17 protein-coding genes are annotated in these 25,414 nt (G+C 61.9%); 4 read left to right on the top strand and 13 right to left on the bottom strand.

Features of this window, described 5'->3' with window-relative positions:
* Positions 1-241: 241 nt before the first annotated feature.
* From IB244_RS11730 to IB244_RS11745, 4 genes are all read right to left on the bottom strand, one after another.
* The gene (locus IB244_RS11730; protein WP_192304297.1) at positions 242-10,396 is read right to left on the bottom strand and encodes a VCBS domain-containing protein; all 10,155 of its coding nucleotides are present in this window, start codon (positions 10,394-10,396) and stop codon (positions 242-244) included.
* Between the two features lie 336 nt (positions 10,397-10,732).
* Positions 10,733-11,512: a VOC family protein gene (locus IB244_RS11735; RefSeq protein ID WP_192304299.1), complete on the bottom strand. Its 780-nt coding sequence runs from the start codon at positions 11,510-11,512 to the stop codon at positions 10,733-10,735.
* Positions 11,513-11,564: 52 nt separating this feature from the next.
* Complete coding sequence (locus tag IB244_RS11740) at positions 11,565-12,032, bottom strand: DUF1579 domain-containing protein (protein WP_192304301.1); 468 nt, start codon at positions 12,030-12,032, stop codon at positions 11,565-11,567.
* A 33-nt stretch (positions 12,033-12,065) separates the two neighbouring features.
* Positions 12,066-12,794 (bottom strand): DUF899 domain-containing protein, encoded by a 729-nt coding sequence (locus IB244_RS11745; protein ID WP_018859617.1) that lies wholly within the window; start codon positions 12,792-12,794, stop codon positions 12,066-12,068.
* 90 nt (positions 12,795-12,884) lie between these two features.
* On the opposite strand from IB244_RS11745, the gene IB244_RS11750 reads away from it, so the two are divergent.
* Positions 12,885-13,331 carry a MarR family winged helix-turn-helix transcriptional regulator gene (locus IB244_RS11750; protein WP_192304303.1) on the top strand — a complete coding sequence of 149 codons (447 nt, stop codon included), beginning with the start codon at positions 12,885-12,887 and terminating at the stop codon, positions 13,329-13,331.
* Positions 13,332-13,350: 19 nt separating this feature from the next.
* On the opposite strand, the gene IB244_RS11755 is transcribed toward IB244_RS11750, so the two are convergent.
* From IB244_RS11755 to IB244_RS11765, 3 genes are all read right to left on the bottom strand, one after another.
* Positions 13,351-14,106: an RES family NAD+ phosphorylase gene (locus IB244_RS11755; RefSeq protein WP_192304305.1), complete on the bottom strand. Its 756-nt coding sequence runs from the start codon at positions 14,104-14,106 to the stop codon at positions 13,351-13,353.
* Positions 14,066-14,449 carry an MbcA/ParS/Xre antitoxin family protein gene (locus IB244_RS11760; RefSeq protein ID WP_029867482.1) on the bottom strand — a complete coding sequence of 128 codons (384 nt, stop codon included), beginning with the start codon at positions 14,447-14,449 and terminating at the stop codon, positions 14,066-14,068. The genes IB244_RS11755 and IB244_RS11760 overlap by 41 nt, the downstream gene beginning before the upstream one ends.
* Positions 14,450-14,536: 87 nt before the next feature.
* A complete protein-coding gene (locus IB244_RS11765; RefSeq protein ID WP_025662361.1) occupies positions 14,537-14,959 on the bottom strand; it encodes an organic hydroperoxide resistance protein in 423 nt (140 codons plus the stop codon).
* A 123-nt stretch (positions 14,960-15,082) separates the two neighbouring features.
* Here IB244_RS11765 and IB244_RS11770 point away from each other — a divergent pair, with 123 nt between their 5' ends.
* Complete coding sequence (locus IB244_RS11770; RefSeq protein WP_018859622.1) at positions 15,083-15,550, top strand: MarR family winged helix-turn-helix transcriptional regulator; 468 nt, start codon at positions 15,083-15,085, stop codon at positions 15,548-15,550.
* A gap of 33 nt (positions 15,551-15,583) precedes the next feature.
* Here the strand turns inward: IB244_RS11770 and IB244_RS11775 are convergent, their stop codons facing one another.
* Positions 15,584-17,509 (bottom strand): BTAD domain-containing putative transcriptional regulator, encoded by a 1,926-nt coding sequence (locus IB244_RS11775; RefSeq protein WP_192304307.1) that lies wholly within the window; start codon positions 17,507-17,509, stop codon positions 15,584-15,586.
* A gap of 113 nt (positions 17,510-17,622) precedes the next feature.
* Here IB244_RS11775 and IB244_RS11780 point away from each other — a divergent pair, with 113 nt between their 5' ends.
* The gene (locus IB244_RS11780) at positions 17,623-18,336 is read left to right on the top strand and encodes a DUF1194 domain-containing protein (protein WP_192304309.1); all 714 of its coding nucleotides are present in this window, start codon (positions 17,623-17,625) and stop codon (positions 18,334-18,336) included.
* A 37-nt stretch (positions 18,337-18,373) separates the two neighbouring features.
* On the opposite strand, the gene IB244_RS11785 is transcribed toward IB244_RS11780, so the two are convergent.
* From IB244_RS11785 to IB244_RS11805, 5 genes are all read right to left on the bottom strand, one after another.
* Entirely contained in the window at positions 18,374-19,102 is a 729-nt protein-coding gene (locus IB244_RS11785) for a L,D-transpeptidase (protein ID WP_029867486.1), read from the bottom strand.
* A 167-nt stretch (positions 19,103-19,269) separates the two neighbouring features.
* Entirely contained in the window at positions 19,270-20,100 is an 831-nt protein-coding gene (locus IB244_RS11790) for a L,D-transpeptidase (RefSeq protein ID WP_192304311.1), read from the bottom strand.
* A gap of 109 nt (positions 20,101-20,209) precedes the next feature.
* Positions 20,210-21,133 carry an alpha/beta hydrolase family protein gene (locus IB244_RS11795; protein ID WP_025662365.1) on the bottom strand — a complete coding sequence of 308 codons (924 nt, stop codon included), beginning with the start codon at positions 21,131-21,133 and terminating at the stop codon, positions 20,210-20,212.
* A 110-nt stretch (positions 21,134-21,243) separates the two neighbouring features.
* Positions 21,244-22,872 (bottom strand): cisplatin damage response ATP-dependent DNA ligase, encoded by a 1,629-nt coding sequence (locus IB244_RS11800; protein ID WP_192304313.1) that lies wholly within the window; start codon positions 22,870-22,872, stop codon positions 21,244-21,246.
* Positions 22,872-23,882 carry a ligase-associated DNA damage response exonuclease gene (locus IB244_RS11805; RefSeq protein ID WP_192304315.1) on the bottom strand — a complete coding sequence of 337 codons (1,011 nt, stop codon included), beginning with the start codon at positions 23,880-23,882 and terminating at the stop codon, positions 22,872-22,874. The genes IB244_RS11800 and IB244_RS11805 overlap by 1 nt, the downstream gene beginning before the upstream one ends.
* 110 nt (positions 23,883-23,992) lie before the next feature.
* On the opposite strand from IB244_RS11805, the gene IB244_RS11810 reads away from it, so the two are divergent.
* Positions 23,993-25,366, top strand: coding sequence for a TIGR03808 family TAT-translocated repetitive protein (locus IB244_RS11810; protein WP_192304317.1), 1,374 nt, complete (start codon positions 23,993-23,995; stop codon positions 25,364-25,366).
* Positions 25,367-25,414: the final 48 nt, after the last annotated feature.

A 25,414-nucleotide genomic window follows, 5' to 3' on the forward strand; every position in this document is an offset into this window, starting at 1 on the left:
GGCCGATTCGAGAACCTGAATCAAAAAACGGGCGACGCGCTTTAGTCTAGCCGAATCCCGAAAATGGAAAAGGCGCCGAAGGGCGCTCGCCGAAGGGCGCCTTTTCCTTTTGTCGGTTTGTCCGAACATCAGCCGACGTGCGGTGCCGTCGTCGCGTTCCGCCGGCGTGAAGTGTCTCCCAAAAAGCAGAAAAGGCGCGAAACGCGCCTTTTCTGATCTCGTATTGTCTTGGCTGCGGCCGTCAGCTGTTCAGGTGGGCGTTGGCGGCGTGGGTGTGGTCGTCGTCGAAGAGGATCTTCACCGTCGAGGTTGCCGAGGCGACGTAGCCCTGGAGGGTGGCGACCTGGTGCAGGGCGCCAGCACCGTTGGCATTGTCGCTGATGCTGATCACGGTGTTCCCGTTGCTGACGGTTGCCTGAACCATGGCCTGCGCCTCGGTTGCAGTCGCAGTGTGGCCGAGGATCGAACTGAGCAGCTTCGAGACGTCGAGCGAGTCGCCATCAGTTTTGCTAAAGTCGGTGATGACGTCGGCCATGTTGAGGTTGCTCAGCGCGTCGACATCGAGCACGAAGGTGTCAGCTCCACCGCCGCCGGTGACCGTGTCCTTACCGGCGCCGCCTTGGAGGTAGTCATTGCCGTCGCGCCCGTCGAGGATGTTGGCCAAGGCATTGCCGGTCAGCGTGTCGGCATAGTGCGTACCGATAAGGTTTTCGATACCGGTGTAGCCGCCCCCTTGAGCGAAGGTGCCGTGTCCATTTTCGTTCAGGCTAACGTTCAGGCCTGCCCCTAGATGCGACAGGTCGAGAGAGTCATTGCCGCTACCACCATCAAGATTAATAGGCCCGCCCGTCTGGTCAATAACGAAAGTGTCGTTGCCGTCGCCGCCGTCCATACTTACGGCAGTGATGGAGCCACGCGTATGGGCGATCAGCAAGTCATCGCCAGCGCCGCCGTCGAGGTGATCGTTGCCGCCGCTGCTGACCAGCACGTCATTGCCGCCAAGACCGTAGAGACTATGCGAACCTGATCCATCGGCGATGATGATGTCAGTGTTGTTGTCGCTACCTCGAAGGTTGTTTGAGTCGACGTTGGTCATCACAGTGGCGGTTACGTGATCCGACAGCGTGCCATCGCTGACGTCATAGGTGAAGCTGTTTGAGCTTCCAGTGATGTGGAAGGTGACGGAGTTGTTTCCTGCCTCGACTTTGTCGCTTCCCCCTACACTCGTGACCGCAAGCGCATGTCCTTCGGGGTCAGAAGCGTTCCAGAGCAGGGCTGCGTGGGAAATCACTAGGTCCTGGTTCTTCTTGTTGGTGATGACCGTAACAGTATCATCGGTGACGCTCGGTGGCAGGTCCGCCGTCAAAACCGGCGTGTCGTTGGTGCCGGTGATGGTGATGGTCAGCAACGACCCGATTGCGCCGCCATGCCCGTCCGACACGCCATACTTGAAGACGTCGCTCACGACCTGACCTTCAGTCAAGGCGTCGTAGGCTGCGTTGGCTACGTAGCTGTAGCTGCCGTCCGAGTGCATCACCAGGTCGCCATAGGTGCCGTGAACCGTGGTCGCGCCATCCGCCGAGACCGGGCTGAACGCCACAGGATTGGGCGAGAACGGCCGGATGGTGATCACGCTGAGCGCGTCGCCCTCCGCATCGGTATCGTTGCTGAGAACGACGCCCGCCAGAACCTCGTGGCCAGCGTCGCTCGCCGAGGTTTCGGTGAGGCTTGCAGCATCCGCCGTCAAAACCGGCGTGTCGTTGGTGCCGGTGATGGTGATGGTCAGCAACGACCCGATTGCGCCGCCATGCCCGTCCGACACGCCATACTTGAAGACGTCGCTCACGACCTGACCTTCAGTCAAGGCGTCGTAGGCTGCGTTGGCTACGTAGCTGTAGCTGCCGTCCGAGTGCATCACCAGGTCGCCATAGGTGCCGTGAACCGTGGTCGCGCCATCCGCCGAGACCGGGCTGAACGCCACAGGATTGGGCGAGAACGGCCGGATGGTGATCACGCTGAGCGCGTCGCTCTCCGCATCGGTATCGTTGCTGAGAACGACGCCCGCCAGAACCTCGTGGCCAGCGTCGCTCGCCGAGGTTTCGGTGAGGCTTGCAGCATCCGCCGTCAAAACCGGCGTGTCGTTGGTGCCGGTGATGGTGATGGTGACCGTTGCGGTGCTGAAGTGGCCCTGGCCGTCGCTGATCGTATAAGAGAAGGTGTCGGTTGCCTTTTCGCCGGCAGCAAGGTGCTGCAATTGTGCAGATCCGGTCGGATCGTACTTGAACGAGGTGCCATCGAAGGAAACCGATGCGTGCATCGCCGACGTGGCGGTTTTCGTACCCGTTTCGTCGAAGCCGATGACGCTCAATACATCGCCCGAATCCACCTTCTGGTCGTTTTCGAGGAGTAGGCTAGCGTTGATCGAGTAGGCCGCGTCCTCATTGATCGCGGCGTAGTGCGAACCGGGTTCGCCGGCCTCGGCGACGTAGCCGAACTGATAGCCGCCGAAGGTGAGGCCGGTGTTGGTCGGGCCGTCGTTCCACTGACCGTCGCGGAACTGGCCGTAGATCCACAGCACGTCTTCGTCGCCGTTGCTGTTCGGCTCGCCCGGCTCCCAGTGAGTGTAGGTGAAGGGCTGGCCGGCTTCGGGGCCGGTTGCCCAGACCCAATGGCCTTCATTCGCCGCGTCGGTGCCGCCGAGATAGGCGATTGCGTTGCCGTTGACGATCCCGAGGACGACATTCTGTTCGCCGGCGTTGGTGATCGTTGCGAGATAGCTCGCGTGGTTGGAGAGCAGCGCGGCGGCATCGATGCGTGCCTGCGCCCAGGTCTCGTCGTTGACCGTCGGGGCGAAGGTATAGATGTGGCCGTTGGCCTCGTTGAGCGTCCAGCCGTTCGGAACGCTACCGAACGTGTCGGCCTTTGCGATCGGGTCGTCGTTCGCGCCGTTGACGGTGATCGTCAGTTGACCTGCGGTCGCAGCCGCGCCGTCGCTCACCGTGTAGCTGAAGGTTTCGGTAACCTGGTCGCCGGCGTTCAGCGCCTGCGTCGCCGGCCGCTGGTTATCGAGTTCGTAGGTATAGACGCCCGTTGCGGAGTTCCACGTCAGCCGGCCGTAGAGACCGTCGATGCTGCCATCGGTCTCGACAATGCCGCCGTTGAACGAGACGCCTCCAATATGCAGCTTGGGGCTGTCGACATCGGTCGCATGTTCCAGCAGCGTGCCGCCAACGGATGGGATACCGCCGACGACGGTGTGGTCGGCAAGCGTGCCTGCCTCGGTGACCGCATTCGCGAGTGGGGCGCTAATGACCGGCGCGTCGTTGGTGCCGTGAACGACGATGCTGACGATCTGGTCGGCGGTGGCACCGTGGCTGTCGGTGACGCGGATCGTGTAGTTCAACCGCACTTCCCAGCCCTGAGGCAGGAAGTCGAAGGTCTGGGAGCCCGAGTTGAAGTTCCAGGTCAGGCTGTTCGACGTCTGCGTTCCGTCGAGGACAGCCGAGGGCGCGCCGGGAGAGACCGACAGGAAGCCCAGCGCATTCAGCTGTGCCGCCGTGAAGCCTGAGCCGCCGCCGTCAACGGCGAGAACCTGCGCCTTGACGATGTCCCCATGATCGACGTCGCTGACGATCAGCGTGCCGTGCGTCGTTAGACCGCCGGAATTCCCTTCGGTGACACCATCGGTCACGAGAGTCTGGCCCACGTGGCCAGGGATCACCGTCGAAACCGGCGTTCCCGCCGGGATCGTGATCACCGGCGCGTCGTTGGTGCCGGTGATGGTGACGACGACGTCCTTGGTGATGAGGCCGCCGTGGGCGTCGATGATTGTGACGCTGTAGGTTTCCTTGCGGGTGATGCCTTCGCCGAGCGACTGCGCGGCGGTATTGTCGATGGTGTAGGTCCAGCCGAGGCTGCCGCCGGCGGTGGTCGGCGATTCACTGACCTGGGCAAGGGCGAAGGTGCCGAGCAGCGGACCCGTCGGGTTCGTGACGGTCGCCGTGTGGGTGTCGATCAGATCGACGTCGTTGAAGTTGATCGTGCCGGTCGCCTGCTGCTGACCGTCCTCGACGACGCCGCCGGCAAGGATGGAACCGGCCGATACGAAGGTCACGCCGTCGTTGGTGCCATGAACGTCGATGCTCAGGGTCTGGGTGCTGATCGCGCCATACTGGTCGCGGACGGTGAAGGTGAAGGTTTCGGTCTTCGTCTCGTCGAGGGCGATCGCCTGAACGGCGGGGTTGGCGTTGTCGAGCTTGTAGCTGTAGCCGCCGGTGAGCGCGCTCCAGGTCAGCTTGCCGTAGGTGCCGTTGACGCCGGAGAGGCCGTTGCTGCTGCCGCCGACATTGGCGATCGTCATGACGGAGAAGTGGTCGTCGGTGGCGCCCTGCAGGAGGTTGCCGGTCACCGTCGAAGGCTGTGTGTCTTCCGTGACGCTGTTGAACTGCGCCTGCGGAACCGGGGCGTCGTTGGTGCCGGTGATCGTCACCGTCAGCGTCCGGGTGCTGGTCGCGCCATTCTCGTCGGTCACCGTGAAGGTGAAGGTCTCAAGGCGCACTTCGCCCTGTGCCAATGCCTGAACCGAGGGCTTGGCGTTGTCGAGCGCGTAGCTATAGGCGCCGGTCTGGGTGTCCCAGGTCAGCGTGCCGTAGTCGCCGGCGACGCCCGCGCCGCCGTCGATGTGGTTGTCGACATTGGCGATGCGGAGGGCTGCGTCGTGATCGACGTCGGAGGCGCCGTCGAGCAGGCTGCCGGTGACCGTGGTTGCGGCCGCCGTCGTGCCCTCGCTGACGGACGAGAACTGCGACCGTGCCACCGGCGCGTCGTTGGTGCCCAGGATGTTGATCGTCAATGTCGTCTGCGACGTCAGGCCGTTGGCGTCCTTAACCGTGTAGGTGAAGGTGTCGGCGACCTTCTCGCCTTCCTTCAGCTGGTTGGTGTCGCTGTCGAGGTTGCGCAGATCATAGCGGTACTCGCCGTTGGCGCCGAGCGTCAGCGTGCCATAGACGCCCTCCTTGGAGAAGACGCCGAGGAAATTGCTGCCGCCGGCAAGTGCCGAGACGCTCTTGGTGTCGCTGGTGTCGACATCGGTATCGTTGGTGAGCACGTTGCCGGTGGCGCGGTTGTCGCCGTCGGTCAGAACGCCGGCTTCCTTCACAATGTCGCTGCCATTGCTATCGGCAATGGCCACCGGCGCGTCGTTCGCGCCGTTCACCGTCACGCTGACGTCGCGGCTGGCGACACCGCCGTGACCGTCATCGACGGTAATTGTGTAGGTGAGCTGGACGTGCTGACCCTTTGCCAGGAAGTCCAACGCGCTTTCGGCGATCGAATAGTTCCAGTTGACCGTGCCGTTATTGGTATTACCGGCAGCAGCGCCGGCGGTGAAGGCGGCCTTGAGGGCGACTTCCTGCTCGCTCGACAGCGTGACACCAGTGGTCGTGATCGTCTTGAACGCATAGGAGGCCGTTGGACGGTCGGTGAGATCGACATCGGTGAAAGTCAGCGCGCCGCTCGTCGTCCGCGGGCCGGCATCGAGTGCTGCATCGATGGTTTCCGAAACGTCGGAGACCGAGTGCGATCCCGTATCGGCGCTCAGGACCGGCGCGTCGTTGGTGCCGGTGATGGTGACGACGACGTCCTTGGTGATGAGGCCGCCGTGGGCGTCGATGATTGTGACGCTGTAGGTTTCCTTGCGGGTGATGCCTTCGCCGAGCGACTGCGCGGCGGTATTGTCGATGGTGTAGGTCCAGCCGAGGCTGCCGCCGGCGGTGGTCGGCGATTCACTGACCTGGGCAAGGGCGAAGGTGCCGAGCAGCGGACCCGTCGGGTTCGTGACGGTCGCCGTGTGGGTGTCGATCAGATCGACGTCGTTGAAGTTGATCGTGCCGGTCGCCTGCTGCTGACCGTCCTCGACGACGCCGCCGGCAAGGATGGAACCGGCCGATACGAAGGTCACGCCGTCGTTGGTGCCATGAACGTCGATGCTCAGGGTCTGGGTGCTGATCGCGCCATACTGGTCGCGGACGGTGAAGGTGAAGGTTTCGGTCTTCGTCTCGTCGAGGGCGATCGCCTGAACGGCGGGGTTGGCGTTGTCGAGCTTGTAGCTGTAGCCGCCGGTGAGCGCGCTCCAGGTCAGCTTGCCGTAGGTGCCGTTGACGCCGGAGAGGCCGTTGCTGCTGCCGCCGACATTGGCGATCGTCATGACGGAGAAGTGGTCGTCGGTGGCGCCCTGCAGGAGGTTGGCGGTCACCGTCGAAGGCTGTGTGTCTTCCGTGACGCTGTTGAACTGCGCCTGCGGACCCGGGGCATCGTTGGTGCCGGTGATCGTCACCGTCAGCGTCCGGGTGCTGGTCGCGCCATTCTCGTCGGTCACCGTGAAGGTGAAGGTCTCAAGGCGCACTTCGCCCTGTGCCAATGCCTGAACCGAGGGCTTGGCGTTGTCGAGCGCGTAGCTATAGGCGCCGGTCTGGGTGTCCCAGGTCAGCGTGCCGTAGTCGCCGGCGACGCCCGCGCCGCCGTCGATGTGGTTGTCGACATTGGCGATGCGGAGGGCTGCGTCGTGATCGACGTCGGAGGCGCCGTCGAGCAGGCTGCCGGTGACCGTGGTTGCGGCCGCCGTCGTGCCCTCGCTGACGGACGAGAACTGCGACCGTGCCACCGGCGCGTCGTTGGTGCCCAGGATGTTGATCGTCAATGTCGTCTGCGACGTCAGGCCGTTGGCGTCCTTAACCGTGTAGGTGAAGGTGTCGGCGACCTTCTCGCCTTCCTTCAGCTGGTTGGTGTCGCTGTCGAGGTTGCGCAGATCATAGCGGTACTCGCCGTTGGCGCCGAGCGTCAGCGTGCCATAGACGCCCTCCTTGGAGAAGACGCCGAGGAAATTGCTGCCGCCGGCAAGTGCCGAGACGCTCTTGGTGTCGCTGGTGTCGACATCGGTATCGTTGGTGAGCACGTTGCCGGTGGCGCGGTTGTCGCCGTCGGTCAGAACGCCGGCTTCCTTCACAATGTCGCTGCCATTGCTATCGGCAATGGCCACCGGCGCGTCGTTCGCGCCGTTCACCGTCACGCTGACGTCGCGGCTGGCGACACCGCCGTGACCGTCATCGACGGTAATTGTGTAGGTGAGCTGGACGTGCTGACCCTTTGCCAGGAAGTCCAACGCGCTTTCGGCGATCGAATAGTTCCAGTTGACCGTGCCGTTATTGGTATTACCGGCAGCAGCGCCGGCGGTGAAGGCGGCCTTGAGGGCGACTTCCTGCTCGCTCGACAGCGTGACACCAGTGGTCGTGATCGTCTTGAACGCATAGGAGGCCGTTGGACGGTCGGTGAGATCGACATCGGTGAAAGTCAGCGCGCCGCTCGTCGTCCGCGGGCCGGCATCGAGTGCTGCATCGATGGTTTCCGAAACGTCGGAGACCGAGTGCGATCCCGTATCGGCGCTCAGGACCGGCGCGTCGTTGGTGCCGGTGATGCTGATGACGACGGTCTGGGTGGCGCCATTGTTGGCTGCACTGCTGTCGTCCTTGACGGCGACCTGATAGGTCAGCGTCAGCGTCTCGTCCTTCGCCAGGAAGTCGGTGTACTTGTCGGCGAGATCGAAGCTCCAGCCGATCTTTCCGATGCCGCCGTTGCCGGCGTCGGTCGTGAGACTGGCGGCAAAAGCGGTCTTGATGGCGTCGACCGTAGCGGTCGGAACGATGGTTCCGTTCGACCAGACGGCGCTGGCATAACTCGACGATACCTTGTGAGTATCGGTCCAGTCGGCGTCGGTGACGCTCAGCGTGCCTTGGCCGCACAGCAAGGTGTCTGAGCCGGTGCTGAGGTTAGCCTCCTTGATAGTTGGGGCGGCGATGCTGTCGCCGTCGCCAACCGTGATCACGGGGCGGTCGTTGCTGCCGGTGATGGTGACCTTCACGGCTTGCGTGTCGAGCCCGCCGTGAGCGTCCGACACTTCCACGGTGTAGGTGAGTGTCAGCTTCTCGCCTGCTGCCAAGTAGTCAAAGGTCTTGTCGACCGCCGTGAACGTCCAGTCGACAGTGCCGGCGTTCGTGTTGTTGTGAACCGTCGTCTCCAGCAGCTTGATGAGATCGTCCGGTGTCTGGCTAAGACCAGTTTTGACGCCAGACACCTCGACGTGAGTGACCGTCGCGTTGTGTTGGACGTCGCTGAGATCGGCGTCCCAGAACGCCAGCGTTCCCTTTGCCTGATCCTGCGTGCTCGAACCGGTCTGGTTCTTCTGTTCATTGATTGCGCCGGTGGCGCCAAGATCGAAAAGACCCGCAGACACGATGGGCGCATCGTTCGTGCCGGTGACGACGACGTTGACCGTCTGGGTCGAGACGCCGCCAGCGCCGTCACTCACCTGAACCGTGTAGGTTAGCGTCAGGCTGTCGCCTACGCCAAGGTAGTCGAAGGCCAAGTCCGGGGCTTTGAACGTCGCGGTAACCTCTCCGCGGTCAGAATCGTCGGCCTTGGCTACTCCGTCGATGTGCAGGTAGCTCAGCAGGGCCTTGTCGCTGAGCGGGATGCCGAGAAGTCCGGACGGCACACCGGAGGTGCTGACTCCGACGACTTGCGCGGTGTGGCCCGTGTTGTTCAGGTCGACATCCGTAAACCCGATCGTGAGCTTCGCAGTGTCAAACGACAGGGAGGCGAGCTTTTCCATCTGTTCGCTGACGATCGCGGAAACATCGGCGTCGATAACCGGCGCATCGTTCGTGCCCGTAATCGTGACGTCGATGGTCTGGCTCGCGGTTCCGTCCGCCGAAGTAATCGACAGTGAGTCGTGAACGGCCTGCCCGGCAGCCAATGATTGAACGGACTCATTATTGAGCGCGTAGGTCCACTTGCCCGACGTCGGATCGAAGGTGAAGGTGCCGTACTTGCCGTTAAGATCTTCACTCGCCGGCGTCTGGAAATGGTTGTCGTCCGCGTCGCGATCGCTGACGATCAACTGACCTTCGGCGTGCAGCTTGTCGGTGCCTTCGCCGCCGACCTTATCCTCGCTCAGGATAGGTGCCTTGCCGTCTTCGACAACATCGCCCGCGGCGGAGCCCGAAATGGTGGCCGTGTCGTTCATGCCGTTGAGGTCGATGGTCAGCGTCTGGCTGTGGGTCGCGTTCGAGCCGTCGGTGACGGTGAGGGTGAAGCTCTCCTGGGAGTGGGTCTTCAGACCTTCGACCGCCGCGTCGTTCGGGACGTAGGTGTAGGCGCCCGTTGCGCTGTTGAGGAAGAGCGAGCCGTAGGAACCGACTTTGATGGTGTCAAAGCCTTCCTTGGCCCCGGAAGAGGAGCCGCCGGTAATGCCATAAGTTGCGCTATCATTGAGGTCGCGGTCGGCGGTCAAGAGCTTGCCGCTGACGGCCGTGAACGTGTCGTCGGCGACCGTATCGTTGTAGGCGTGGCCGGTCAGTGTGGCCGAAAGCTCCGGCGTGTCGTTCACGCCCTTGACGTTGATCGTCAGAGTCTGCGGCGCGGAGGGGCCGGCCTTGTCGGCAACCGTGAAGCTGAAGACGTCCTGTTCGGTGGTCTTCAGGCCCTCGACCGCGGTATCATCCGGGACGTAGGTGTAGGCACCTGTGATGCTGTTCAGGTAAAGCGTGCCGTAGAAGCCGACCTTGACGGTGTCGTAACCTTCCATGGCGTCGGAGGAGGCGCCGCCCGCCACGCTGTAGATCAGCGCGTCGTTGCGATCCTGGTCGAACCCCGGCAACTGGCCCGAAATCGGCGAGAACGTGTCGTCATTCCGCGTGTCCTGGAAAGACAGCGGCGCGATCTCTTCCAAGGTCGGAGCGTGGTTGAAGCCCTCGTCCCCTGAATCCGGGCCGGCGCCGTCAAGAAGCTCGCTATCCCCTAGCAGCGCCGCGAGTTGCGTCGGCTCGCCGGAATCCTGCTGGAAAGTGTCCTGGAATTCGGCGCCGGAGCTCGAGGGCGAGGCACTTGCCGAATAGGAGCCGTCAGGGCCGGCTGCGACGTTGATGTGGCTCTGTTCAAGGGCCGCAAGCACCGCCTGCTGGGGAAGCGCCACGTCGCCGATCAGGAAGGTGGGCACATGCAGCGCGCCGTTGACGATGACGATTTCCGTGCCGTCCGCCTGGATGAGCACGAGATTGTTGCCTTCGACGCGGATGTCGTCGATCGACACGTCAGCCGGCAAGTGGGCGACGTTGTTCTGATCAGGAACGATTTCGGCCGGATGGGTGTTGGCAGCTACCGTCTGGGGAGCCGCCGGCACGCGGTCGGTCTTCTCCGGCTGTTGGCTATTATCGGCCTGCGCAAATTCGACGCCCTGACGGGCGGAAGTCTCAATACTTGCGTCTTCATGAATGTCCTGGCGGAAGTCGTGCGAGACGTTTTCGCTTGCAGCAGCGGAAATGCGCGGATCTTCGATAGACATAACAAAACAACCCCAATGAGAAACTGGGGCCAATCAATTACGCGGAAGAACCAAAATCAATACTTGCGGCCGCTCCAGGCATAGCCGGTTATGCTTCCACCCAAAAATGTTTTAGGAAGAGTTAACGCGGCGGTCCCGAACATCGTCGGAAACGCTAAAATTCGAATAAAATTAATGAAATATAAACGCCCCTCCGGCAGCGTGTCCCGGCTCCTCGATTCGACACCCGCCCTGCCTCCAGGGCCTTCCGGCGAAGCTTCTGGAACCCTCATGCAGTTCAGCGCGAGACGGCGTCCGGCCGTCCCGCGCTGAGTTGAAAATCGTCGTTTGAAGCGCCTATCGGGTGGGCGCCACGAGGCAGAAGAATGCGCCCTGGGGATCGGCAGCCTGGATGATCCAGCTGCCGCCGGGCACTTCCATCGGGCCGTTCAACACCGTGCTGCCGCCTGCCTTGACGCGTTCGATAGCCGCATCGATGGCCGGCACGTTGAAATAATAGGCCCATGCCGGCATGGGAACGCTCGGCGGCTTGGTCATCATGCCGCCAATTTGCGTGCCGTGCTCGGCGAAGATGGTATAGGCGCCCATCTCACCCATGTCGAAGTCATGATCCTTCGTCCAGCCGAAGACCTTCGAGTAGAATGTGAAGGCTTCGGCACCGTTGCCGGCATAGAGTTCGTGCCAGCCGATATGGCCGGGCGTACCCATCGGTGCCGGCGGCGACGGATTGTCCCTCGGCAGCGGCGTCATGATGCAGATGACCGCCCCATGCGGATCGGCAACGACGGCAAAGCGTCCGACCGTCGGAATATCCGCCGGCTCGCGCCGGACGGAGCCACCGTTGGCGGCAAAGTCCTTCGCCGACTTGTCGACGTCATCGACCGCGACGTAGCCCGTCCAGTTCGGCGGAATGCCCTTCCCTTCCAGTTCGGCGGGAAAATCCATCAGGCCTGCGACGCCGGCTCCATTCGCTTCGAAGATCGTATAGGGCGGCAGGTCCTGGATCGTCATGTCACTTGTCGTCCACCCGACAACCTTGCCATAGAATTCGGCGGCGGCCTTGGGATCGGGGGTCATCAGTTCGCACCAGATGAATTTGCCGTGGTTTTCGGACATGGTCTTCTCCATTTGGATTTGGACTTGCGACGAACGGCAGCGCCGTCCGCAGCTATTGCTTGCGGGTGTAGTGCGCTTCCATGAACTGCTTCCAGGAACCGTCGGGCTGCCTGGCAGCAGAATTGAACGTGCGGTGATCGCGATCGTGGAAGATGAGCTGCTCGCGATACTCGGCGAGTTCGTTTCCGCCGATAAGATCGGGGCCCGTGGTATAGAGGCTCAAGGTCTTGCCGTCGTCGGAAACCTCACCCTCGTAGACCCACATGTGGTCCATCATCGTCCCTATCCAGGTTCCGACATATCTTCCCTTGTCGGCGCTGTAGCCGAGAGTGAGTACCGTCGTCGCCGCGCTACCGCCCGGCATGGTGCCGGAGCCTTCGGCGACGAACCAGATGCCATGAAACGACCGCACGATCTCCGTCCACGGTTCCTGTCCGGTCATTTCGGGTGCCGTCACGTCCCATACGCCAACGAGGTCTTCGAGGAACTCGTGCTCCTTCAGAACTTTCGCTTGCTGCATCGTCCTTCTCCCTTGGGATGATGGTCGCAGATATCAGTGACAGCAGGATGGCGCGCTCTTGGCCGGCTCGTATTCGTCGTGACGCTTGACGAAATCCATGGTCGCGTCTTCGTTACGTCCCTTCGGCGCGCGATCGAGGATCATCAAGGTGCCGACCGCTTCTTCGAGGCCGCGGGCGTAGCTCGAGTAGGTATGGAAGACTTCGCCTGCGTCGTTCTTGTAGAATGCGCTTAGACCGGGAAGCTCGTCATTGGCGTTGGCCGGATCAATCGCCTCGAAATTGTAAAAGACCTTGTCCTTCGCCAGATCCTCCGGACTGAAGGACACATGGTAGTCGAAGTTGAAGCTGTTATCGAAGGATGAGACCCAAGGGAATTTCCAGCCCATGCGCTTCTTGTAAGCCTCGATCCTGGCGAGCGGCGCGCGCGAGACGGCGACCCAGGTGACATCATGGTTGTTGAGATGTGGCAGCGTTCCATCGACGTGATCCGACAGGAACGAGCATCCGGGGCAACCGGCCTCCCAATCGGGGCCAAGCATGAAATGATAGATCAAAAGCTGGCTGCGCCCATCGAAAAGGTCGGCGAAACCTTTCTTGCCCTGCGGCGTGTCGAATATGTAGTTCCTGTCAACCTTGACCCATGGCAGGGCCATGCGTTCGGCGTTGACCTTGTCCCTCAGATGCGTCGCTTCCTTCTCCTTGAGAAGCAGTGCACGGCGGGCTTCCAGCCATTCTTCACGGGAAACGACTTGGTTCTGCATCACGTGCGCCCTCCTCCGGCGCGGTCGAGACGTGCTTGGTTCATGCTCCTTTTCCTTGACTAATTACATTGATATCAATAGAAATTGATCATGTCAAACGCGGTAGAGATTCCCTATTCAACGACACTTCTGGTACATGACACGTGCCTGTGCCTGCATGTGCAGCGCGCGGCGCGCGCACTGGCGCGGCTCTTCGACGATGCCCTTCGCCCTGTCGGGCTCACCAACGGCCAGTTTTCGCTGATGATGTCGTTGAACCGCCCGGAACCGCCGCCCATGGGACCGGTCGCGACCCTGCTTGCGATGGACCAAACGACATTGACGGCAGCGCTCAAGCCATTGCAGCGTCGTGGTTGGGTAAATGTAACGCAGAACGCGAAAGACAAGCGCCGGCGCCTGCTGAGCCTGACGCCGGAGGGAAAGGCCGTGCTCGCGGCCGCGGTGCCGATCTGGGAGAGCACCCACGCCAGCCTCGAGGAAGTCCTGCCTGATGGCGACATGGGAAGGTTGCGGCGCGACCTGCAGGCGCTCGCCTGAAGATCGGTAGCCTGCGACGTCAGTCGCGCGCCATGCGCGGGTCGCTGGCGAAATCCTCCACCGAGAATCCAATTCTGACCTTCGGGAAATCGCAAAGCGCCTGGACACCGATTCCCGACAGCCGGATCCTCCAGGTCTGACGCTCGACAGGCTCGCGGGCGGCAAATGCCGCTGCCGTCAAGAGCGCGATATTGCGGCCACGTTGCGGATCCCGCACGGATTCGTAGAGGATTGCCTGGCAACCCGCCTCGCGAGCAGCGTCAGCCAGGGCCTGACAGGGCGCATAGTTCTGAGGATCCGTCCATATCGCCCGATCGGCATCGAGAGGCGCGCGGGTCAGGTCGACTGCCGATGCGGTCGCGATGGCCGCGGAAAAAGCCGTGTACTCGGCGGCATTGACGGGAAGCGATGTCGCGGGCGACTCCGAATAAAACAGCAGTCGGTAGAACGCCATTTCGGCAAGCGCGGTTTCCACCCGCTCGGACGCATAGAAGACGCCCAGCGTGCGCCCTGCCCGGCGGAAACGCGAACCATGCGGATAGACGGCGCCATAGCGGAACGGGGTCGCCAGCAGGTAGTCCAACCCGATGCATTCCGGCGGCAGCGCCGGCTTGCTTTCTTCGAGCAAGGCTTCGAGCAGGGCCTGCTCATCGAGCGTGTCGACGAGCTTCAGCGTCGAAATCTGGTGCTGCGCCTCGACCAGACGCCAGAACCTGCCCGAAATCGCCCCTGTCTCAGACGATAGCGCGGCGGGCGTCCAGATAGGCAAGGACATCGGTCAATCCCGAAATGCTGACGATCTTTTCGAGCGGAGTGGCGCCGAGCGCCGTGTTGGCGTTGCGCAGCCATTGCCGGGCAACGGTCTCGTCGCCGCCGACAATCGCGTCGAGCGAGCGAAATAGACGGACGAGCAGGATCGCGAGCTCAAAGGACTTCGAGCCGCGCTCAAGCAGATAATCCTGCCGCTTCATGCGCGAGACAGTCGCCTCGGAAACGCCGAGCACCGCCGAAAGCGTTCTGGCGTTGAGGCCGAGACGATCAGCGGCATTGACGGCGGCTTTGGTGATCACGGCCGCTTCGGGAGACCGGGCGCCGGAGATTGGATGTACTACAGCCATGCCATATTCCTTTCACAGGAAAGAATATAGCATCTAAATTTCATATGAAAAGAGCGCCGCGATGCGCGGCGCTCCCTTTCGCATTGATCAAGCAACGGTAACCGGAACTTCCGTCGAGGTGCGCATTGCATGGCTATAGGGGCACACGATGTGGGCCGCAGCGGCAAGCTTTTCGGCGGTCGGCTTGTCGAGGCCGGGAATGTTCACCGTCAGGGCGACTTCGATGCCAAAGCCCGTGCCGTCGTCACGCGGGCCGATGCCGACCGTGGCGCTGACCGTGGTGTCCTCGGGAATCTTGACCTTTTCCTTGCCGGCGACAAATTTCAGCGCACCGAGGAAGCAGGCGGAATAACCGGCTGCAAAGAGCTGTTCAGGGTTGGTGCCGGTCGCGCCGTCGCCGCCGAGTTCCTTCGGAACCGTCAGCGTCACATCGAGAACGCCGTTTTCGGAAACGGCGCGGCCTGCGCGGCCACCGGTGGCCGAAGCTTTGGTCGTGTAGAGGATAGGCATGTCAGTCTCCTTTGCGTTGGGGTTGGATTTTGTTTATCGCACAATTAAATTGTACGCAAGTGAATTTTGCAAATTGCATTTCGAATTCGAAAAGAGGACAATCGAGCCCGTGGAAGGACGACAATGAAAGCGCATCTGGCCAAGACGATGGAAATTCCGGAAGAGGAAAAGCGGCTCGAGAACCAGCTCTGCTTTGCTGTCTATTCGACGGCGCATGCCTTTACCCGCGCCTACAAGCCGATCCTCGACAGGGTCGGCCTCACCTACCCGCAATATCTCGTGATGCTGGCGCTTTGGGAGAAGTCCGAGCAGCCGGTCAAGGCGATCGGCGAGCAACTCGATCTCGATTCGGGCACGTTGTCGCCATTGCTCAAGCGCCTGGAACAGAATGGCCTGATCAAGCGCACACGCGATTCCCGCGATGAACGGCAGGTTATCGTGTCGCTGACCGACAACGGCCGCGCGATGCGGAGCGAAATCGACACCATCATGGGCGCAATCGGCCAGGCCGCAGGCTGCACGCTCGAGGAAATGAAGACGATCCGAGGGCTGTTGAAGGGCCTGCGCTCCAATCTGACATCGGCGGCTTGAGAGCAAGCCATGGAAGCCGGAGCCGAGACGACATCATGCCCACGGCAAGCCCGCAGCCTCCAGCCGTAACCACAAATCTTGCCGGAACGATGAGCCGCGTGCCTGAAGCAGCTGCTCGAGATACCGACCGTTCAACAAAAGCGTGCTTTCCCTCACATAGGCCACGTCGCCCCGCGCCATTAGGTCCCTGCCCAGCGCTGCGTATGACGCCCCTCGCAGGAGTCGCGCCCAATGATAGTCCGGCAGCACGGTCAGGAAGCGATCAAGGCAGGCGATCGCTTCCTCATACTTCCCGGAGGCGAAATGGGCATCGCCTCGGAACAGGAAGATCGGATGATAGTCCGGACTGACCTGATCGGCCTGATCGAACGCCATATGCGCCTCGCCGATCATACCGGCGACGGTCAGTCCGATGCCGAGCCACGTGTGGAATTCGGCGTCGTTGGGGTTGAGGTCGACGGCCCTTTGCAACGCCTCCAGGCCGGCCCTGGCGTTTCCAAGATAGGTTTCAGCAAGGCCGAAGGCGCTGAGCAGGTAGGGCTCGTGGTCATCCAGGCCCAGCCCCACCAGAACGATTTCACGCGCCTGCTGGAAGCCACGCACGGGATCGTCCAGCCAGCCGTTGAAACAGGAGTGGAAATTTATCCAGACGAGGCTCTCGCGGACCAGAACGTGATTGGGATCGATGGCCAGGATCCGCTCGCAGAAACGCCGGGCACGGATCATCCCGTTCAGCGTCGGTCGCTCGACATGATTGAACACCTGCAGATACAGCTTTTCCGTACCGACTTCGCCCTCCGGCTCGGTGGCCGAACTGCCTGCCGCATGCTTCATCACGATATGATAGAGATTGCCGCTGATCTTGCGGACAAGCTGGTCCTGCCCGAGGTCGGAATTCGTGCTTTCATCGAGATATTTGCGGCTCCATATCTGTGTGCCGCTTTGCACGAACACGAGTTGCACCATCGCCCAGCCGGCTTCCCCGTCGCCCTGAACCGCGGTTTCCAGGACATAATCGGCGCCGACCCGTCTGCCGATTTCCTCGACGGTCTCGTGCCTCGCATTCACGGCAAACATCGTCGCGGCGGCGACCACCGAGAGCGGCGAGAACAGGCCGAGCTCCCCGATCAGTTTGCGCGTCAGGGATTCGGCGACGAGACTGTCGTCTCCATCATGTGAAAGGCTCCTGATTGGCAGGATCGCGATCCGAGGCTTGCCATTGGTCAAGTCCACGGACGGCTCCTGCTGTTCGCGAATTCGATCGATGAGCTGCTGCGTTTCGAGATCAGGCGCGACACCGAGATTGGCCTCCAGCAACGCCTTCAGGCCTTCGTAATGCCTGATGGCACGGGCGCGCTCGCCTCGGGCCTTGTGATGGCGCAGGATCGTCCGATGAGATGGCTCGTGGTAAGGATCCTGCCGCAAAAGGCATTGCGCGGCGAGAACCGCCTGCTCAGTGCTGCCCGCCCTCTCCAATCCTTCGGCGAGGTCCGCAAGGCAGTCGACCAGCAAATTGTGGTGTCGGCCGCGTTCGATGCGAAGCCATGTTTCCAATGTCTCGTCGTTGAAGCTCAATCCCTCGAGAAACTCGCCCTCGAAGGCATCCAGTGACGGCGGCAGCGACCCCGCCTTCGCGCTTTCCGCAAGAGTCTGAATGTCGGTGACAATGGCATCAGTTCTCATCCAGCCGGCGCCGCTGTCGAAGACGAGAGGTGACACGCCGTGGCCGTTGACGGCATGGCGGATTGCAAAGAACGCCTGGCGGAGGCTGTTGCGTGCATGTTCCTCGGTGCGCTCGGACCACAGCATGCCCGCCAGTTTCGATCGTGAAACAGGCTTGCCGTTGGACAGTGCCAGCATCGCAATCAGCGCCTGATGCTTGCGCGAAGCGATCACAATGCTCTCTCCCGCGGGGGAAAGCAGCTCGAATCGACCGAACAGGCGCAGCATGAACCGCATCGCTACAATCTCAACTTCTAATTTAGCATGATCAAATAACGGCGATATAACAGCAGGAAAGCGACCGCTTGTCATAGTCAATTTTGGGCTATGGGCGAACGAGGGATGCGGAAATGCTCAAGATGCTGATTGGTATGGCCGCGGCTGCGGTTTTGATACTGCCCGCGTCTCCATCCTTGGCCTGCGCGGATATCGCGCTGGTTGTGGCCGTCGACGGATCCGGTAGCATCACCGACGAAGAATATGCCTTTCAGAAGTCCGCGATCGCCACTGCCTTCCGGGACAACGACGTCCTGGCCATCTTGAGAAGTGCTGGCAACGTTGCGGTATCCGCAGTCTTCTGGGGAGATGGTGAATTCTCCACCCAAAAACTGGATTGGTTCGTCATACACAACGGGAACGGTGCCGAAGCCTTCGCGGCCGCGATCGACGTCAACCAGCGCAGGGTGTTCGGCAACACCGACATCGGCAACGGCATGTGGTCCGCCCTCGATATGCTCGCCGATCCCCGCTTCTGCGCCGTCAAGACCATCATCAACGTCTCCGGCGACGGCAAGGAGACGGTTGCGCCGAAACGACGGCAGACGCCGTCGCTCTATCAGGCGCGACAGCGCGCCATGAAGATGGGAACGACCGTCAATGGACTGGTCATTTCCGACGAGGAACCCGATCTTCCCGACTACTACGAGACGCGCGTCATCCTCGGCGAGGATGCCTTCGTGATGGAAATCAGGAGCTTTGCTGATTATGCGACGGCGATCCGCAAGAAGCTTATCAGGGAATTGTCACCGCCTACAGAAGTTCAGGTCGCCGAGCACCGGCAGTGAATGCGACCAGCCAATCAGCCGGCCGCACCCTCTTGGATCACTGCAGAACCACCACCGGAGCCTTGTTCGGCACGCGGTCATAGAGATCGATGATGTCCTGGTTCAGGAGGCGCACGCAGCCGGATGAAACGGCCTTGCCGATGGAGCGCCATTCCGGATTACCATGCAGGCGGTAGAGCGTGTCTTCGCCATTCGAGAAGATATAGAGCGCCCGCGCGCCAAGCGGGTTCTTCAAGCCCGGCTCCATGCCACCGTTCTCGATCGAATACTTGGCGAGTTCGGGCTGACGCGCGACCATCTCATTCGGCGGCTTCCAACGCGGCCATCTTTGACGCCACTGGATGACGCCGGAACCCTGCCAGGCGAACCCTTCGCGGCCGATGCCGACGCCATAGCGCATGGCGGTGCCGCCCGGCTGAACAAGATAGAGGAAGCGCGAGGGTGTATCGACGACGATCGTGCCGGGCGCCTGACCGGTCGGATCAACCACCTGCTGACGGTAGAAGCGCGGATCGATCTGCTGGTAGGGCACGGCCGGAATGAGAAAGCCGCCGTCCTCGATCGGGCCATACATGACCGCCAGCTCGGCGTCACCTGGCGTCTGCGGTGCCTGGAACATGTTGACCGGACTGCGCATGACGACCGGCTGAGCCGTGGCATAGGGCGGCGGTCCAGCCGTGGATGCACACCCCGTCAGCGCCGAAGCTGCGGTCACTGCCGAGAAGGAAAGGAAGCTGCGGCGGGAAAGGGTTTTTTCGAAGCTCATACGCGGGTCTGGTTTCCTGTTGCGCCGGAAGGACGGACGCCCTTCGCGGAAGGTGGCTCAACGCCGGTGACAAGACAAGAAATCTATCGCCATACGTTAAATAAACCACCACCTCACGAAGTCGTGTCCGTCTGCCGCGAGACGATATCACCAGAGCTGTTGCGCGACTACATCACGACGATTTCGGCCTTTGCCGGAACGCGGTCATAAAGGTCGACCACATCCTGGTTCAGCATGCGCACGCATCCCGACGACGTGGCCTTTCCGACCGACTGCCAATCCGGCGTGCCGTGGATGCGGTAGAGTGTATCCTGCCCGTCCTTGAAGATGTAAAGCGCGCGCGCTCCGAGCGGGTTGCCGAGGCCCGGATTCATTCCGCCGTTCTCCGCAGAGAAGGCCCGGACATCCGGCTGGCGCGAGACCATTTCGGCGGGCGGCGTCCAGCGCGGCCACTTCTGCTTCCACCGGATGACGCCGCGGCCGGACCATGCGTAGCCTTCACGGCCGAGGCCGACGCCGTAGCGCATCGCCTTGCCGCCCGGCTCGACGAAATAAAGGTGCTTGGTTTTCGTGTCGACGATGATCGTGCCGGGCTTCTCGTTGGTCGGATAGTCGACCTCCTGCCGCAGATATTGCGGATCGATGCGGCTGACCGGTATGGCCGGCAGCGTAAAGTCGGTATCGCGCACCTGGCCATACATGGCGCCATTCACCGGATTGGTGACCGGCAGGCCGTAGGTCCGGCTGAAATTCGCGCCTGGGATACCATAGGTCTGGTTATAGATTGTCGGCGGCACACCCGGCCTCTGCGGGACCGGAGTATCCAGCGGCTTGACGCGCATCGGATCCACACCATTATAGAAAACGGGCGACGTTTCCTGCACGAAGCGGGCGGGATCGGTGGCACCGGTATCCGGGACAAGGATGTTGCAGCCGCTCAGGCAAAGAGCAGCGGCCGCAAGCCCGGCAAATGGCGACACCCGGCTGAGAACAGTCATAAAACACCCTCATCGACAACAGCGAGACGTATAGCTGCGGCGAGGATGACACCTGCGGCTGGCGCGAGGCTGGTCACCCGGTCAGCCTCGCATGGATGTCAGACCACGATCAGGCCGCGACGCCGTGGAAGAACCGTATGCTCTGCTCGATCTCCGCCGGCAGCGCCGACGTATGGTTGCCGGTCACCGTATCCGTTTCGATGCGGACCCCGCCGGAGCGGGCACGGCTTGCAAGCAGACCGGCGCGGTCATTGAAATGCGCCTCTTCGGTTCCGTGAACGACGCGGACGGGGCACTTGAAGCTCTTGGCATAGCAGAGCGCGCTGCGGACTTCGAACTCGTGGGCGTTGCTGTCGTCGAAGCGAATGTCCTGCGGGTAGCGATTGAAGAAACGGAAGGCATCCGGATTGCCGGAGATCGGTGCCGCCGCACGGAACTTGTGGCTGCTCATCGCCGCAAGCATGGTCAGCGTGCCGCCGACACTGTGGCCGGCAATGAACAGGCGATCGGCATCGACGCCCGGAAGGTGTTGCAGCCGGTCGGCGGCCGAGAGCACGTCGTCGACCTCGTCGTAGAAGCCCGAGAAATTGCCCATCTGGCCGTTCTCGCCGCGCAGCGACGGCATCATCACCACGAATCCGGCATCGACATAGGCCTTGAGCAGGACCCAATGCCCAAGCCCCATCGCGTTGCCGCCATGCAGGAACAGCACGCCCGGCTTCGGCTTGCTGCCGCGCTTGTATCTGGAAACCCAGGCGACCAACTCCAGTTCGCCGCCGTAACCCGAACGATAGAAGATCTTCTCACCTTCCGGCGGAGCGTCGAGCGGTTCGTACTTGTCGGGAGCTGGCCCCTTCTGCAAGAGCTTGGTATGGAAGCGCTTGCGGACCTTGGCGTAATCGTGATCGATCAGTCTTGGCACCTCCGGAACCTCGAATGCGCTTGCGATGCGCGGGAGCAGGAGGGCTCCAGCCAGGCCTGCAAGAACCGTGCGGCGCTGGCGGAGAAAAGAATTACCTTCGTCTGACGTCATTTCACACTTCCATGGTTCCCGGCGATTCGAAAATTGCACCGGAAGCGTGCGGCCGCCAACACACGTTGTGTTGAAAACGGTGGTCCTGCGGCGTTTTGCGTCAGAAATACCTACTGCTCGCCCTTGGCATCGATCATGGCGACCAGCGTCTGGAGGCGATCCGCCTCGTAGGACGGTTTGTCGGGGCGCAGGCGGGAGATCCGCGGGAAGCGCATCGCAACGCCCGATTTGTGGCGGGTGGAGCGATTGATGCCTTCGAAAGCGACTTCGACAACAAAACCGAAATCCCTATCCGCCCTGACGGCCCGCACCGGGCCGAAGCGCTCCGTCGTGTTGTTGCGAACGAACTTGTCCAGCAGTTCCAGCTCGGCATCGGTGAAGCCGAAATAGGCCTTGCCGACAGGCACTAGCTGTTCTCCCTCCGGCGTCTCGGTCCAGACGCCGAAGGTGAAATCCGAATAATAGCTGGAGCGCTTGCCGTGGCCGCGCTGCGCATACATCAGCACGGCGTCGACGTTATAGGGATTGCGCTTCCACTTGAACCACGGACCCTTCAGCCGCCCGGCCTGATAGACACTGTCGCGGCGTTTGATCATCACCCCTTCGATGACAGGATCCGGGGGTGACGACCGCAGTTGATCCAGTTCATCCCACGACGAGAACTCGACCAGGGGCGAAAGATCGAAACGGTCGTGCGGCGCATGATCGATGACCTCCGCAAGACGCGCGCGGCGATCGACATAGGAGCGGCCGCGTATGTCCTCTTCCCGATCGAACAGCAGGTCGTAGGCACGGATGAAGGCCGGATACTCGTCAAGCATCTTGATCGTCACCGTCTTGCGGTTCAGGCGCTGCTGCAGATCCGAAAAGGTACGCGTCGGGCTGTTCGAACGGGTGGTTCCGCCAACAAGCAACTCACCGTCCATCACGCCGTCGAAGTTGATCGAATCGACGATATCGGGGAACGCGCCCGATATATCGTCGCCGGAACGCGAGTAGATCTTGCGCGTGTCGCCGGAGCGCGACAGCTGCACGCGAATGCCGTCCCATTTCCACTCGGCGGCATAGTCGGACGGGTTGAGCTGATCGAGATCCCCCTCCTCCACCGGATTGGCGAGCATGACGGAATGGAAGATCGCCGGCGTCGCCAACACCGGCTTGTCGCCCTGCCCTTCCAGCCAGCGAAACAGCGGTTCGTAGGGAGGCTGCAGACCATGCCAGAGTGTTTCGATTTCGGTCACGTCGCGGCCGCCCATATCGGCGAGCGCCTGCTTCGCCAGGCGGGACGAGACCCCGATGCGGAGCGCCCCGGTCGCGAGCTTGATGAAGGCGAAGCGACCTGAGGTGTCCAGGCGATCGAGCAGGTCGCGCACGAAGCTGCGAACCTCGGTGCGCCCGAGCGCGTTCATCCGCCTGACAACATCGCCGAGGCGCGGCTGGGCGAACGCCGACCGTTCAATGTCCTTCTCGGCGTCCCAGACAAGGGAGATGGTTTCGGCCAGATCGCCGACATAATCATAGGAATAGCGGAAGAGCACTTCGTCCATCCGCTCCAGCACCAGCTCGCGCAACATGGCCGGCTTGACGTTTCGCACTTCGAGCGTGCCAGCGATGGCGGCAAGACCGTAGCCGCGATCCGGATCCGGGGTGTCGCGGAAGTAATCGGAGAGCAATTTCAGCTTGCCGTTGCGGCTGGGGGTGAGCACGAGGCGGTCGAGCAGGTCGGCGAATGCTTTCATCAGTCGGCCTCGTCTTCATAACCGACCAGGTGAAGCGGCCGGGCCTTGATGCCCTGCAACTGGCACCAGCGAACCAGCGCCTCCTCGCGGCCATGCGTCACCCACACTTCCTCGGGGCGCAGATCACTGATCGTCTCCGTCAATTCCGGCCAGTCGCAATGGTCGGAGATAACAAGCGGCAGTTCGACGCCCTGCTGCTTGGCGCGCTGACGCACCATCATCCAGCCCGAGGCGAATGCTGGCAGCGGCTCATTGAAGCGCCGCGCCCAGCGGTCGGCGAAGGCGGAGGACGGGCCGACGACGATGGCTCCCTTGAAGGTGGACTTGTCGCGGCTCTCGATGGTCGCCGGGCGAAGCTCACCAAGGTCGATGCCCTGTTCCACATAGTAGTCGCAGAGCCTTTCCATCGCGCCGTGGATATAGATCGGCTGGTCATAGCCGGTATCGCGCAGCATGCGGATGACACGCTGCGCCTTGCCGAGCGCATAGGCGCCGATCAGATGCGTGCGCTCCGGAAATTGCCGCAGCGAGGCATAGAGCTTGCCCATCTCATCGACGGGATCGGGATGGTGGAAGACCGGCAGCCCGAAGGTGGCCTCGGTGATGAAGACGTCGCAGGGCACCGGCACGTAGGCGGCACATGTGGGGTCCGCGCGCCGCTTGTAATCGCCCGAGACGACAATGCGGGTGCCGTTCTTCTCGATGGCGATCTGTGCCGAACCGAGCACATGTCCGGCCGGATGAAAGCTGACCTTTACGCCGTTGATCAGGATCTCCTCGCCGAAAGCGGCAGCCTGTTCGCTTGCGCAGAAGCCGTCGCCATAGCGGATCTGCATGATGTCGAGCGTCTGGCGCGTCGCGAGCACGTTTACATGGCCGGGCCGCGCGTGATCGGAATGGCCGTGGGTGATCAGGGCTCGCTCGACTGGCCGCACGGGATCCACATAGAATCCTCCCTCGGGACAATAGAGCCCCTCGGGGGCGGGATAGAGCAAGGCATCTGGTCTCATGCCTGCAAAGATAGCGGGAAAGAGCGGAAGGGCCAGTGGGCAACGGGAAGATGCCTATCTGTACCAAAATGAAACAGGCGCGCTGGCACGTTTCCTGCAGGGCGGTCGAAATGAAGCAAAGTCCGTTAACCTCCCGTCGTGACCTGCTCCGCCTCGCCGGAGCATCCGCCTTCGCGCTGATGGCATCGCGCAGCTTCGCGACAACGCGCGATGGTGGCGTGCGCGGCGCGATCGACGCGGCAGATTACCAGCCAACGCAAGGCGCGCCGGACCGCAAGCGCGTCAGCCTGCAGAAGATGATCGACCAAGCGGCGGCGGAGAACGCACCGGTTTTCCTGCCACCCGGCACCTACAAGGCTTCCAATCTCGTACTGCGGGAGAATACGCGCATCACCGGCGTTCCCGGCGTATCGCGCATCGTCTACACCGGCGGTGGCAACCTCTTCAGCGCTGAGAAGGTCAAGCACATCGAACTCTCGAACATCATCATCGACGGGCAGAATCGCTCGCTCGGTGATGATACCGGCGGGCTGCTGCAATTCACCGGCGTCGCCAAGGTAATCATCGACAATTGCGAGATCGCCAACAGCCGCAAACATGCCGTTCGACTGGAGCGATGTGGTGGCCGGATCACGGGCAGCCGCATATCGGGCGCCGGACAATCTGGCATCCATGCCGTCGAATCCAGCGGGCTTTCGATCACCGGCAACGAGGTCTTCGACTGCGGCAATGGCGGTATTCTCCTGCATCGCTGGACGAAGGCGGCTGATAACAGCGTCGTCAACGGCAACCGCATCTACCGGATCAACGCCAATGACGGCGGCACCGGCCAGAACGGCAACGGCATCAACATCTTCCGCGCCGACAACGTCATGGTCGCAAACAATCACGTGTCGGACTGCGCCTTTACCGCCATCCGCGCCAATTCGGCCTCGGATATCCAGATCACCGGCAACCAATGCCAGCGCTCCGGCGAGACGGCTGTTTATGTCGAGTTTGAGTTTGTGGGCGCCGTCGTCTCCAACAACCTGGTGGACGGCGCGGCGAACGGCATTTCGATCGCCAATTTCGACCAGGGCGGCAGGCTGGCCAGCGTGACCGGCAACGTCGTGCGTAACCTGACGCTCAAGGGTCCCTACGAGCACGAGGTCGGCTTCGGCATCGGCATTGCCGCCGAGGCGGATACACTGGTCTCCGGCAACATCATCGAAGGTGCGCCACGCTGGGGCATGCAGCTCGGCTGGGGTCCCTATCTGCGCAACCTCGTCGTGACCGGAAATATCATCCGCAAGGCCCCGATCGGCTGCGCGGTTTCGGTGGCGGAAGGTGCAGGCGCGGCCATCATCACCGACAACGTGTTTCAGGAAACGCCCGGTGGCGCCGTCCTCGGCTTCGAATGGGACAGGAAGGTGTCGGGCGAACTGGCGACTACAGGCTCCTCGCGCTTTGCGCAGCTGACGGTCGAGCGCAACCGCATCTCCTGAAAAGCATCAAAAGCTTTCATCGATTCATAAGGCTTGGCCGCTTCCGCT

Source organism: Rhizobium sp. RHZ02, from assembly GCF_014851575.1.
Classification (GTDB): Bacteria; Pseudomonadota; Alphaproteobacteria; order Rhizobiales; family Rhizobiaceae; genus Rhizobium; species Rhizobium altiplani.